General features: G+C 56.3%; 9 protein-coding genes. All 9 read left to right on the plus strand.

Annotated elements, in window-relative coordinates:
* Nucleotides 1–362: 362 nt before the first annotated feature.
* The 9 genes from lrp to ACOTZB_RS08230 all read left to right on the plus strand — a co-directional run bounded on the left by lrp (nucleotide 363) and on the right by ACOTZB_RS08230 (nucleotide 13,747).
* The gene (lrp, locus tag ACOTZB_RS08190) at nucleotides 363–857 is read left to right on the plus strand and encodes a leucine-responsive transcriptional regulator Lrp (RefSeq protein ID WP_000228469.1); all 495 of its coding nucleotides are present in this window, start codon (nucleotides 363–365) and stop codon (nucleotides 855–857) included.
* A gap of 135 nt (nucleotides 858–992) precedes the next feature.
* On the plus strand, nucleotides 993–4,694 hold the full coding sequence (locus ACOTZB_RS08195) for a DNA translocase FtsK 4TM domain-containing protein (protein WP_421626866.1): 3,702 nt from the start codon (nucleotides 993–995) through the stop codon (nucleotides 4,692–4,694).
* 128 nt (nucleotides 4,695–4,822) lie between these two features.
* On the plus strand, nucleotides 4,823–5,437 hold the full coding sequence (lolA, locus tag ACOTZB_RS08200; protein WP_028019257.1) for an outer membrane lipoprotein chaperone LolA: 615 nt from the start codon (nucleotides 4,823–4,825) through the stop codon (nucleotides 5,435–5,437).
* Nucleotides 5,438–5,446: 9 nt separating this feature from the next.
* Nucleotides 5,447–6,790, plus strand: coding sequence for a replication-associated recombination protein RarA (rarA, locus tag ACOTZB_RS08205; RefSeq protein ID WP_421626867.1), 1,344 nt, complete (start codon nucleotides 5,447–5,449; stop codon nucleotides 6,788–6,790).
* Between the two features lie 92 nt (nucleotides 6,791–6,882).
* Nucleotides 6,883–8,175: a serine--tRNA ligase gene (gene serS / locus ACOTZB_RS08210; protein WP_008499983.1), complete on the plus strand. Its 1,293-nt coding sequence runs from the start codon at nucleotides 6,883–6,885 to the stop codon at nucleotides 8,173–8,175.
* 211 nt (nucleotides 8,176–8,386) lie between these two features.
* Nucleotides 8,387–10,831 (plus strand): dimethylsulfoxide reductase subunit A, encoded by a 2,445-nt coding sequence (gene dmsA / locus ACOTZB_RS08215; RefSeq protein ID WP_421626868.1) that lies wholly within the window; start codon nucleotides 8,387–8,389, stop codon nucleotides 10,829–10,831.
* Nucleotides 10,832–10,841: 10 nt separating this feature from the next.
* Nucleotides 10,842–11,459, plus strand: coding sequence for a DMSO/selenate family reductase complex B subunit (locus tag ACOTZB_RS08220; protein WP_021240882.1), 618 nt, complete (start codon nucleotides 10,842–10,844; stop codon nucleotides 11,457–11,459).
* A gap of 1 nt (nucleotide 11,460) precedes the next feature.
* Entirely contained in the window at nucleotides 11,461–12,324 is an 864-nt protein-coding gene (locus ACOTZB_RS08225) for a dimethyl sulfoxide reductase anchor subunit family protein (protein WP_421626869.1), read from the plus strand.
* A 274-nt stretch (nucleotides 12,325–12,598) separates the two neighbouring features.
* Nucleotides 12,599–13,747 (plus strand): MFS transporter, encoded by a 1,149-nt coding sequence (locus tag ACOTZB_RS08230; RefSeq protein ID WP_421626870.1) that lies wholly within the window; start codon nucleotides 12,599–12,601, stop codon nucleotides 13,745–13,747.
* Nucleotides 13,748–13,804: the final 57 nt, after the last annotated feature.

A 13,804-nucleotide genomic window follows, 5' to 3' on the forward strand; every position in this document is an offset into this window, starting at 1 on the left:
ACCCTGCCGTAATGAATATCCGGCATGTTGTACTAAAAAACGATGTTTTGCTTTGACAATCCCCTGCGCTTTTGCGAAAACATTCAAGGAAGAAAAAAAACCGCGTTAACCGTATGCCGCATAGGCATGCACGTAAATGCCATTTTTACCGGGTCAGTGAAATCTACGCATGGCGTGGACAGACGCCATACGTGATGTCGGTGACTGCCTTCGGGCAACGGTCTTCTTACCAACAGAACCCGAATCCGCATCGCGTCTAATACAAAACCAGGCGATGTGATGACTAACGGGTACAGGCTCTGAACAGTGATGTGCACAGGGTCCAGGCAGGAGTAGGGAAGGAATACAGAGAGACAATAATAATGGTAGATAGCAAGAAGCGCCCTGGCAAAGATCTCGACCGTATCGATCGTAACATTCTTAATGAATTGCAAAAGGATGGGCGTATTTCCAACGTCGAGCTTTCAAAACGTGTGGGACTTTCCCCGACGCCGTGCCTTGAGCGTGTGCGCCGACTGGAAAGACAGGGTTTCATTCAGGGCTATACTGCTCTGCTGAACCCGCATTATCTGGATGCCTCACTTCTGGTATTTGTTGAGATTACTCTGAATCGTGGTGCGCCGGATGTGTTTGAGCAATTTAACGCCGCTGTACAAAAACTTGAAGAAATTCAAGAGTGTCACCTGGTGTCCGGTGATTTCGACTACCTGTTGAAAACCCGTGTGCCTGATATGTCCGCCTACCGTAAGCTGCTGGGTGAAACCCTGCTGCGTCTGCCAGGCGTGAACGACACCCGTACCTATGTGGTGATGGAAGAGGTCAAACAGAGCAATCGTCTGGTTATTAAGACGCGCTAACACGGAACAGGTGCAAAATCAGCGTAGTTTGATTACACTCCTGTTAATCCATACAGCAACAGTGCCGGGGAGTCCCGGCGCTGTTGTCCGTTTTAGCAAAAAGGCAGGATATGCCTGATACCTGGAGAGCCTTTTTTGAGCCAGGAATACACTGAAGACAAAGAAGTCACACTATCGAAGCTAAGCAGCGGACGTCGTCTCCTCGAGGCTTTGCTGATTGTTATTGCCCTTTTCGCCGTCTGGCTGATGGCAGCCTTACTCAGTTTTAACCCCTCAGATCCCAGCTGGTCACAAACTGCATGGCATGAGCCTATCCATAATTTAGGCGGTGTCCCCGGTGCCTGGCTTGCGGACACGCTGTTCTTCATTTTCGGTGTGATGGCCTACACTCTTCCCGTCATTATCATTGGCGGATGCTGGTTTGCGTGGCGTCATCGTCAGAACGATGATTACATCGACTATTTTGCCGTGTCGCTGCGCCTGATTGGCGCACTGGCGCTGATCCTCACCTCGTGCGGGCTAGCGGCGATAAATGCGGATGATATCTGGTACTTCGCCTCTGGCGGGGTGATCGGCAGCTTACTCAGTTCTGCGCTGCAGCCGATGCTGCACAGCAGCGGCGGCACGCTGGCGCTACTGTGCATCTGGGCGGCCGGGCTGACGCTGTTTACCGGCTGGTCCTGGGTGAGCATTGCCGAGAAAATTGGCAGTTTTATCCTCACCATTTTGACCTTCGCCAGCAACCGTACCCGCCGTGACGATACGTGGGTTGATGAAGACGAGTACGAAGATGAAGAGGAAGACGACGCGCCTGTGCAGCGTCGCGAGTCTCGTCGTGCGCGTATTCTGCGCGGCGCGCTGGCGCGTCGCCAGCGTGTTGCGGAGAAATTTGCCAACCCGCTGGGCCGAAAAACCGATGCGGCGCTCTTCTCCGGTAAACGCATGGATGAAGACGAGCAGGTGGCGTATCGCGCTGCAGGTGTCGCCGTCGATCCTGACGATGTGCTCTTCTCCGGCAGCCGGGCCACGCCGGGTGACTTCGACGAATACGATCCGCTGTTAAACGGCCATTCGGTTACCGAGCCGGTTGCAGCCGCCGCAGCCGCGACGACCGCTGCGCAGGCGTATGCCGCGCCTGTCGACGCCGTGACGCCATCCGCGCCGGTTTCGCCGCCGGAATCCGTTATTCAGCAGCCTCAGGTTGACTGGCAGACTGCGCCGGGCGTTCACACGCCGGAGCCGGTTATCGCGCCTGAACCTGAAAGCTACATCCCTGTGCAGCAGGAGCAGTGGCAGCAGCCTTATCAGCCGCCGCAGCCTGCGTATGAACCGCAAGATTATCCGCACTATGAACAGCCTGTGGCCCAACCTTATCAGGAGTATGTGCCTGAACCGGTTGAACCTGTGCAGCCTTATGTAGAGCCGCAGCCTGAACCTGAAATCGTGGAAGAGGTAAAACCCTCTCGTCCACCAATGTACTATTTTGAAGAAGTTGAAGAGCGTCGCGCGCGTGAACGTGAACAGCTGGCGGCCTGGTACCAGCCTGTGCCTGAACCGGTGCAGGAGCCAGTGACGAAAGCGCCTTCTATTTCTGTTCCACCGGTCGACCCGATGCCTGCTGTTGCACCCGTAGCAGAAAGCGTTAAGCAGGCTACCGCGGCTGCTGCCGTGGCTGCACCTGTGTTTAGCCTGGCAACAGGGAGCGCGCCACGTCCTCAGGTGAAGGAGGGGATTGGTCCGCAACTGCCTCGCCCTAATCGCGTTCGCGTTCCAACCCGCCGTGAGCTTGCCTCTTATGGCATCAAACTGCCTTCCCAGCGTATGGCGGAAGAGAAAGCGCGCGAGCCTGAGTACGAAGATGACGCCGATGAAATGCAGCAGGACGAGCTGGCCCGTCAGTTCGCCGCGCAGCAAAATCAACGCTACGGTGAAGAATATCAGCACGATGAACCGGTGCTGGAAGACGAAGAGGACGCGGCTGAAGCCGAATTAGCGCGCCAGTTTGCCGCCACCCAGCAGCAGCGCTATTCCGGTGAACAACCGGCTGGTGCAAATCCGTTCTCGCTGTCTGATTTTGAATTCTCGCCGATGAAAGATCTGGTGGATGATGGCCCGAGCGAGCCTTTATTTACCCCGAGCGTGATGCCGGAAGCAGAGCCTGTGCGCCAGCAGCCAGCACCACAGGCCTACTCGCAGCCGCAACAACCTGTTCAGCAGCCGTATGCGCAGCCGCATCAATCTGTTCAGCAGCCACCACAGCCGCCGCAGTTCCAGCAGCCTGCGCCTCAGCCGCAGGAAAGTCTGATTCACCCGCTGCTGATGCGTAACGGTGACAGCCGTCCGCTGCAGCGTCCAAGCACGCCGCTGCCGTCTCTGGATCTGTTAACGCCGCCGCCGTCAGAAGTGGAGCCGGTCGATACCTTCGCGCTGGAGCAGATGGCGCGTCTGGTGGAAGCTCGTCTGGCTGACTTCCGCATCAAGGCGGACGTGGTGAACTACTCGCCGGGTCCAGTGATCACCCGGTTTGAACTGAACCTGGCGCCCGGCGTTAAAGCCGCGCGTATTTCTAACCTGTCCCGTGACCTGGCGCGTTCTCTGTCGACCGTTGCGGTGCGTGTGGTGGAAGTGATACCGGGTAAACCTTACGTTGGTCTTGAGCTGCCGAACAAGAAACGTCAGACCGTCTACCTGCGCGAAGTGCTGGATAACACCAAATTCCGCGATAACCCCTCTCCGCTGACCGTGGTGCTGGGTAAAGATATCGCGGGCGATCCGGTCGTTGCGGATCTTGCCAAAATGCCTCACCTGCTGGTAGCGGGTACTACCGGTTCCGGTAAGTCTGTCGGTGTGAACGCCATGATCCTCAGCATGCTCTATAAAGCGCAGCCGGAAGATGTGCGTTTCATCATGATCGACCCGAAAATGCTCGAACTTTCGGTCTACGAAGGCATCCCGCATCTGCTGACCGAAGTGGTCACCGACATGAAAGACGCCGCCAACGCTCTGCGCTGGAGCGTCAATGAGATGGAACGCCGCTACAAGCTGATGTCTGCGTTAGGCGTGCGTAACCTGGCCGGTTATAACGAAAAAATCGCCCAGGCTGTGCGCATGGGACGTCCGATCCCGGATCCGTACTGGAAGCCGGGTGACAGCATGGATGCCCAGCATCCGGTGCTGGAAAAACTGCCTTATATCGTCGTGCTGGTCGATGAATTCGCTGACCTGATGATGACCGTTGGTAAGAAAGTAGAAGAGTTGATTGCCCGTCTGGCGCAGAAAGCGCGTGCGGCCGGTATTCACCTTGTGCTCGCGACCCAGCGTCCTTCCGTGGACGTTATCACTGGTCTTATCAAAGCGAACATCCCGACGCGTATCGCCTTTACCGTATCCAGTAAAATTGACTCCCGTACCATTCTTGACCAGGGCGGCGCAGAGTCGCTGCTGGGTATGGGTGATATGCTCTATTCAGGCCCGAACTCTACCTCTCCGGTGCGTGTCCACGGTGCGTTCGTCCGCGATGAGGAAGTACACGCCGTCGTGCAGGACTGGAAGGCGCGCGGTCGTCCGCAATACGTTGACGGTATTACCAGCGATACGGAAAGCGAAGGCGGCGGCGGTGGCTTCGACGGCGGCGAAGAGCTGGATCCGTTATTCGATCAGGCGGTTAACTTCGTTACTGAAAAACGCAAAGCGTCCATCTCTGGCGTGCAGCGTCAGTTCCGAATTGGCTATAACCGCGCAGCGCGCATCATCGAGCAGATGGAAGCGCAGGGCATTGTGAGCGAGCAGGGGCATAACGGTAACCGCGAGGTGCTGGCGCCGCCGCCGTTTGATTAACCTTCAGCGATTGCAAAGAAGGGTAAATCAGCCAAAATTAAGCATTTTCTTCTGTCGCCTGCCTTCGGGCAGGTCCAGAATAGAAGACGGAAACCCCATATTGGGAAGACGTATTTTAAGGAATAACAATGAAAAAAATCGCCATCGCCTGTGCATTACTCACCAGTTTTGTCGCCAGCAGCGTCTGGGCTGATGCGGCCAGCGACCTTAAAAGCCGACTGGATAAAGTAAGCAGCTTCCACGCCAGCTTCACGCAAAAAGTGACGGACGGCAGCGGCAACGCGGTACAGGAAGGCCAGGGAGATTTGTGGGTAAAACGCCCAAATCTGTTCAACTGGCATATGACCCAGCCGGATGAGAGCATCCTGGTGTCTGACGGCAAAACCTTATGGTTCTTCAACCCGTTCGTTGAGCAGGCAACGGCCACCTGGCTGAAAGATGCTACCAGCAATACGCCGTTTATGCTGATTGCTCGTAACCAGTCCAGCGACTGGCAGCAGTACAATATTAAACAGACGGGTGACGAGTTTGTCCTGACGCCGAAAGGCAGCAACGGCAACCTGAAGCAGTTCACCATTAACGTAAGCACCAACGGTACCATTAATCAGTTCGGCGCGGTTGAGCAGGACGATCAGCGCAGCAGCTACCAGCTCAAGTCTCAGCAGAACGGCGCCGTTGATGCATCGAAATTCACCTTTACCCCGCCGAAGGGCGTAACGGTGGACGACCAACGCAATAAGTAAGAGGCATGAGTGGGCAATCTGTCGCTCGATTTTTCAGATAACGCGTTTCAACCTCTGGCCGCCCGTATGCGGCCAGAAAATTTAGCGCAGTACATCGGCCAGCAGCATCTGCTGGCTGCCGGTAAGCCATTGCCGCGCGCCATTGAGGCCGGGCATCTTCACTCCATGATCCTCTGGGGCCCCCCTGGCACCGGCAAGACCACGCTTGCAGAAGTGATCGCCCGCTATGCCAACGCGGACGTTGAACGTATCTCGGCGGTCACCTCCGGCGTGAAAGAGATCCGTGAGGCGATCGAGCGTGCGCGGCAGAACCGCAATGCCGGGCGGCGCACCATCCTCTTCGTGGACGAAGTCCACCGCTTCAACAAAAGCCAGCAGGATGCGTTCCTGCCGCACATTGAAGACGGCACGATTTTCTTCATCGGAGCGACCACCGAAAACCCGTCGTTTGAACTCAACTCAGCATTGCTTTCCCGCGCCCGCGTTTACCTGCTCAAATCGCTGACCATTGAGGATATCGAAAAGGTTCTCACCCAGGCGATGGAGGACAAAGCGCGCGGCTACGGCGGGCAGGATATCGTTCTGCCTGACGACACGCGTCGTGCGATTGCCGAACTGGTTAACGGCGATGCGCGTCGGGCGCTGAACACGCTGGAAATGATGGCCGATATGGCCGAACTCGACGATGCCGGGAAGCGTGTGCTGAAGCCGGAACTGCTCACCGAAATTGCCGGGGAGCGCAGCGCGCGGTTCGATAATAAAGGCGACCGTTTTTACGACCTGATCTCGGCGCTGCATAAGTCCGTGCGCGGCAGCGCGCCGGATGCGGCGCTTTACTGGTACGCGCGCATTATCACTGCGGGCGGCGATCCGTTATATGTCGCGCGTCGCTGCCTGGCGATTGCGTCAGAAGATGTCGGCAATGCCGATCCTCGCGCTATGCAGGTTGCGCTCTCGGCCTGGGACTGTTTCACTCGCGTTGGACCTGCGGAAGGCGAACGTGCCATTGCGCAGGCGATTGTTTATCTGGCCTGTGCGCCGAAAAGCAATGCGGTTTATACCGCCTTCAAAGCGGCGATGTCCGACGCGCGCGAACGTCCGGACTACGATGTGCCGGTTCATCTGCGTAACGCGCCGACCAAACTGATGAAAGAGATGGGGTATGGGCAGGAGTATCGCTACGCTCACGACGAACCCAATGCCTACGCCGCCGGGGAGGAATATTTCCCGCAGGAGATGGCACAAACGCGCTATTATCACCCCACAAACAGAGGTCTTGAAGGCAAGATTGGTGAAAAGCTCACCTGGCTCGCCGGACAGGATCAAAATAGCCCTATAAAACGCTACCGTTAGTTCAATCGTTGCGGTAATGTTGGCAATGTATCCTTGTGGCCGCAGGCTGTGGCCACATTTTCCTATTTTAATTCGATAAGCACAGGATAAGCATGCTCGATCCCAATCTGCTGCGTAATGAGCCAGACGCAGTCGCTGAAAAACTGGCACGCCGGGGCTTTAAGCTGGATGTAGATAAGCTGCGCGCTCTCGAAGAGCGTCGTAAAGTTCTGCAGGTACAAACTGAAAATCTGCAGGCAGAGCGTAATTCTCGATCGAAATCCATCGGCCAGGCGAAAGCGCGCGGGGAAGATATTGAGCCATTACGCCTGGAAGTGAACAAGCTGGGTGAAGAACTGGATCAAGCGAAAGCTGAGCTGGACGTTCTTCAGGCCGAGATTCGTGATATTGCCCTGGCTATCCCGAATATTCCTGACGACAGCGTGCCTGTTGGCAAAGATGAAAACGATAACGTTGAAGTGAAGCGCTGGGGCACGCCTCGTGAGTTTGACTTCGAAGTGCGCGATCATGTGACGCTGGGCGAAATGCACGCGGGCCTGGACTTCGCGGCAGCGGTTAAGCTGACCGGTTCTCGCTTCGTGGTGATGAAAGGCCAGATTGCCCATCTGCACCGTGCGCTGGCGCAGTTCATGCTGGATCTGCACACCGAGCAGCATGGCTACAGCGAAACCTACGTGCCGTATCTGGTCAACCACGATACGCTGTACGGTACGGGCCAGCTGCCGAAATTTGCCGGCGATCTGTTCCATACCCGTCCGCTGGACGAGGAAGCAGACAGCAGCAACTACGCGCTGATCCCAACTGCTGAAGTGCCGCTGACTAACCTCGTGCGTGATGAGATCATCGATGAAGACGACCTGCCAATTAAGCTGACGGCACATTCACCGTGCTTCCGTTCTGAAGCCGGTTCTTACGGTCGCGACACGCGCGGTCTGATCCGTATGCACCAGTTCGACAAAGTTGAGATGGTGCAGATCGTTCGTCCTGAAGAGTCCATGGACGCGCTGGAAGAGATGACCGGCCACGCGGAGAAAGTGCTGGAGCTGCTGGGTCTGCCGTACCGTCGTATGGCCCTGTGCACCGGTGATATGGGCTTTGGTGCCTGCAAAACCTTCGACCTGGAAGTGTGGGTGCCTGCGCAGAACACTTACCGCGAGATCTCCTCTTGCTCTAACGTCTGGGATTTCCAGGCGCGCCGCATGCAGGCTCGCTGCCGCAGCAAATCTGACAAGAAAACCCGTCTGGTGCATACCCTGAACGGTTCTGGTCTGGCTGTGGGTCGTACGCTGGTTGCCGTGCTTGAAAACTATCAGCAGGCAGACGGTCGTATTGAAATCCCTGAAGTGCTGCGTCCATACATGAAAGGCCAGCAGTACATCGGCTAATTCTTTGCCTCACAACAAAAAAGCGCCTCAGGGCGCTTTTTTTATGCCTTTGATTTGATACGACGCAATAACCCTTCCCTCTAAAGTAGTAATACTCCTCCGAATGAAAGTCAGAATAAAAATCTGATAACGAAAAAAATCGTTATATATAAAACTACATAGCGGTTTGTGCCGCCTCTCTTTTCTTTGTGAGCAACCAAAGTGAGTCTCTATGAAAATCAACGCGCCTGAAGCATTAATGGCTGCCGAGGTCACTCGCCGTGGGTTGATGAAAACCACGGCAATAGGCGGCCTGGCCGTAGCCAGCAGCGCTTTCACGCTCCCTTTTACCCGACTGGCCTCAGCGGCGGATGCATTATCCCCAGCCTCAGCTCCGGAAAAAGTGGTGTGGAGTGCCTGTACCGTTAACTGCGGTAGCCGTTGTCCGCTGCGTATGCACGTGGTGGACGGCGAAATTAAATATGTCGAAACCGACAATACCGGGGACGATAACTACGAAGGGTTACATCAGGTCCGTGCCTGCCTGCGTGGTCGCTCCATGCGTCGTCGCGTGTATAATCCGGACCGCCTGAAATATCCGATGAAGCGCGTCGGTAAGCGTGGGGAAGGGAAGTTCGAGCGGATTAGCTGGGATGAAGCCTACGACATCATTGCCACCAACATGCAGCGTTTGATTAAAGAGTACGGCAACGAATCCATCTACCTGAACTACGGTACCGGGACGCTTGGCGGCACGCTGACCCGCTCCTGGCCACCGGGTAAAACGCTGGTGGCACGCCTGATGAACTGCTGCGGCGGTTATCTCAATCACTACGGCGACTATTCCTCTGCGCAGATCGCAGCAGGACTGAACTACACCTACGGCGGCTGGGCTGATGGCAACAGCCCGTCCGATATTGAAAGCAGTAAGCTGGTCGTGCTGTTCGGTAACAACCCGGGTGAAACCCGCATGAGCGGCGGTGGGGTAACTTACTACCTCGAACAGGCCCGCGCCAAATCCAATGCCCGCATGATCATCATCGATCCTCGCTATACCGACACCGGTGCCGGACGTGAAGACGAGTGGATCCCCATCCGTCCGGGTACCGATGCGGCGCTGGTCTCCGCGCTTGCGTGGGTAATGATCACAGAAAACCTCGTCGATCAGCCTTTCCTGGATAAATACTGCGTCGGCTATGACGAGAAAACCCTGCCGGCCAGCGCGCCTGCTAACGGTCATTACAAAGCCTATATTCTCGGGCAGGGCAGTGACGGCGTGGCGAAAACGCCGCAGTGGGCATCTACCATCACCGGTATTCCGGCCGAGCGTATCGTTCAGCTGGCGCGTGAGATTGGCTCGGCCAAACCGGCCTACATCAGCCAGGGTTGGGGTCCGCAGCGTCATGCGAACGGCGAAATCGCGACTCGCGCCATCTCCATGCTCTCCATTCTGACCGGCAACGTCGGCATCCACGGCGGTAACACCGGCGCGCGTGAAGGTTCATATGAAGTGCCGTTCGAACGTATGCCGACGCTGGATAACCCGGTTCAGACCAGTATCTCCATGTTTATGTGGACCGATGCGATTGAACGTGGACCGGAAATGACTGCCCTGCGCGACGGCGTGCGCGGTAAAGACAAGCTGGACGTGCCGATCAAGATGATCTGGAACTATGCCGGTAACTGCCTCATCAACCAGCATTCAGAAATCAACCGCACCCACGAGATCCTGCAGGATGACAAGAAGTGCGAGATGATTGTGGTGATCGACTGCCACATGACCTCTTCGGCGAAATATGCCGATATCCTGCTGCCGGACTGCACCGCCTCTGAGCAGATGGATTTCGCGCTGGACGCCTCCTGCGGCAACATGTCCTACGTGATCTTTACCGACCAGGCGATTAAACCGCGCTTTGAGTGCAAAACCATCTATGAGATGACCTCCGAGCTGGCGAAACGTCTTGGCGTTGAGCAGCAGTTTACCGAGGGACGCACTCAGGAAGGGTGGATGCGCCATCTGCATGAACTCTCCCGTAAGGCGATTCCTGACCTGCCGGACTTTGATACCTTCCGCAAGCAGGGTATGTACAAACAGCGCGATCCGGAAGGGCACCACGTGGCGTACAAAGCGTTCCGTGAAGATCCGCAGGCGAACCCGCTGACCACGCCGTCGGGCAAAATCGAAATCTACTCCGAAGAGCTGGCAAAAATCGCGTCGACGTGGGAGCTGCCGGAAGGGGACGTTATCGATCCGCTGCCGATCTACACGCCGGGTTTTGAAAACTATAACGATCCGCTGACGGCGAAATTCCCGCTGCAGCTGACCGGTTTCCACTACAAAGCGCGTGTTCACTCTACCTACGGTAACGTTGACGTGCTGAAAGCCGCCTGCCGTCAGGAGATGTGGATCAACCCGATGGACGCGAAAGCGCGCGGCATCAGCAATGGCGATCGCGTGCGCATCTTCAACGGTCGCGGCGAGGTCCACATCGAAGCCAAAGTGACGCCGCGCATGATGCCAGGCGTAGTGGCGCTGGGGGAAGGGGCTTGGTACAGCCCTGATGCCAACCGCATCGACCAGGCGGGCAGTATTAACGTGCTGACCACGCAGCGTCCGTCGCCGCTGGCGAAGGGCAACCCATCCCACACAAACCTTGTCCAGGTTGAAAAGGTTTAAGGAGTAGCCGATGACAACCCAGTATGGATTTTTTATCGATTCCAGCCGTTGCACCGGGTGCAAAACCTGCGAGCTGGCCTGTAAAGATTACAAAGACCTGACTCCTGACGTCAGCTTCCGCCGCATCTACGAATACGCCGGGGGCGACTGGCAGGAAGATAACGGCGTCTGGCATCAGAACGTCTTTGCCTATTACCTGTCGATTGCCTGCAACCACTGTGAAGATCCGGCCTGTACCAAGGTCTGTCCGAGCGGGGCAATGCACAAGCGCGAAGACGGTTTTGTGGTGGTGGATGAAGATGTCTGCATCGGCTGTCGCTACTGCCATATGGCCTGTCCGTACGGCGCACCGCAGTACAATGCCGCTAAAGGCCACATGACCAAATGCGACGGTTGCCACACCCGCGTAGCGGATGGCAAAAAGCCGATTTGCGTCGAGTCCTGCCCGCTGCGCGCGCTGGACTTCGGTCCCATTGAAGAGCTGCGTCAGAAACACGGTCAGCTTGCCGCCGTGGCACCGCTGCCGTCTGCGCACTTCACGAAGCCGAGCATTGTGATTAAACCTAACGCCAACAGCCGTCCTACTGGTGACACCACCGGCTACCTGGCAAACCCGAAGGAGGTGTGAGATGGGAAGTGGATGGCATGAATGGCCGCTGATGATCTTCACGGTCTTTGGTCAGTGCGTGGCGGGCGGCTTCATTGTGCTCGCGCTGGCGTTGTTGAAAGGGAACCTCAATGCCGAACAGCAGCAGCGTCTGGTGTTGAGCATGTTTGGCCTGTGGGTGCTTATGGGGATTGGCTTTATCGCCTCTACGCTACACCTGGGTTCGCCGATGCGCGCGTTTAACTCTCTGAACCGCGTGGGGGCCTCATCCCTCAGTAACGAGATTGCCAGCGGGGCAATTTTCTTTGCCGTCGGTGGTCTGGGCTGGCTGCTGGCCGCTTTGAAGAAATTGCCAGCGGGTCTGCGCAGCCTGTGGTTAATCGTGACCATGGTGCTGGGCGTGGTGTTCGTGTGGATGATGGTGCGCGTCTATAACACCATCGATACCGTCCCCACCTGGTACAGCGTCTGGACGCCAATGAGCTTCTTCCTGACTATGTTTATCGGCGGGCCGCTGCTGGGCTACCTGCTGCTGCGCGTGGCGGGCGTAGACGGGTGGGCAATGCGTTTACTGCCCGCTGTTTCGCTTCTGGCGCTGGTAGTGAGTGCGATGGTCGCCCTGATGCAGGGTTCTGAACTGGCAACCATTCACAGCTCTATCCAGCAGGCCTCTGCCCTGGTGCCGGACTACGGTGCGCTGATGGCCTGGCGTATCGTTCTGCTGGTCGCTGCGCTGGTATTCTGGATTGCTCCTCAGCTCAAAGGCTATCAGCCTGCGCTGCCGCTGCTGTCACTGGCCTTTGTGCTGGTCCTGGCGGGTGAACTGATTGGTCGCGGCGTGTTCTATGGGTTGCATATGACCGTTGGTATGGCTATCGCCAGTTAATGTTGCATTTCGTTATATCAAGCCGGGCCTGAGTGCCCGGCTTTTCTTTTTTCGATCATGAAATTTTTCGACTGTCGTTTTGTTTTAATTTTGCCCATTAATAAATAAAAACAGGCACATAATTAATATCTATAGCAGGCGTGGCATTAGCAGGATAAGTTTTTTAAATCGACAGGGAACATATTGTGCGAGGCGGCTAAATCAGTGGATTGACTTTGTTTTTGCCAGTGGCATGATGCGCACGAAATCTGAACTTCCTCACGGTTTTTAATCCATGACCACCTATACCCGGCCAGTGCTTCTGTTGCTCTGTGGCCTGCTTCTGCTGACCCTGGCGATCGCAGTGTTAAATACGCTCGTCCCGCTATGGCTCGCCCATGAAAACTTACCGACCTGGCAGGTGGGTATGATCAGCTCGTCCTTTTTTACCGGGAACCTGCTGGGTACGCTAATGACCGGGAGCCTGATTAAGCGCTTTGGCTTTAATCGCAGCTATTATCTGGCTTCGCTGATTTTCGCCGCCGGGTGTGCCGGGCTGGGCCTGATGGTCGGCTTCTGGAGCTGGATGGCATGGCGCTTTATCGCAGGCGTAGGCTGCGCGATGATTTGGGTGGTAGTTGAAAGCGCGCTGATGTGCAGCGGCACTTCGCGCAACCGTGGACGCCTGCTGGCAGCCTATATGATGGTTTACTACGTCGGCACCGTGCTGGGTCAACTGATGGTCAGCAAGCTGCCAACCGATCTGATGAGCGTTCTGCCGTGGGTAACGGGTATGGTGCTCGCCGCGATCCTGCCGCTGCTCTTCACGCGCATTGTGAACCAGAACAGCGAGCATCAGGAAGCGACCCACGTTTGGCCGATGCTGAGACTGCGTCAGGCGCGCCTGGGCGTTAACGGCTGCATTATCTCGGGGATTGTACTGGGCTCGCTCTACGGCCTGATGCCGCTCTATCTGAATCATCAGGGCGTCAGCGATTCCGGAATTGGCTTCTGGATGGCGGTGATGGTGAGTGCGGGGATCGTCGGGCAGTGGCCGATTGGCCGCCTTGCGGACCGCTTCGGTCGTCTGCTGGTGCTTCGCGTTCAGGTCTTCGTGGTCATCATGGGATGCCTTGCCATGCTCAGCAACGCCGCGATGGCGCCTGCGCTGTTTATTCTCGGGGCCGCCGGCTTTACGCTCTATCCGGTCGCGATGGCCTGGGCCTGTGAGAAAGTTGAACATCACCAGCTGGTGGCAATGAACCAGGCGCTGTTACTGAGCTATACCATCGGCAGTTTATTAGGGCCGACGTTTACCGCGATGCTGATGCAGAATTATTCCGATAATTTATTGTTTATCATGATCGCCAGCGTGTCGTTTATTTATCTCTTGATGCTGCTGCGCAAAGCAGGCGAGCATCCAACGCCTGTGGCACATGCCTGATTAAATAAAAGCCTGTCGATGACAGGCTTTTTTGTCCCTGTCACAACTAAGAGTTTT

This window comes from Enterobacter cloacae complex sp. SHL020 (assembly GCF_049236945.1).
Classification (GTDB): Bacteria; Pseudomonadota; Gammaproteobacteria; order Enterobacterales; family Enterobacteriaceae; genus Enterobacter; species Enterobacter dykesii.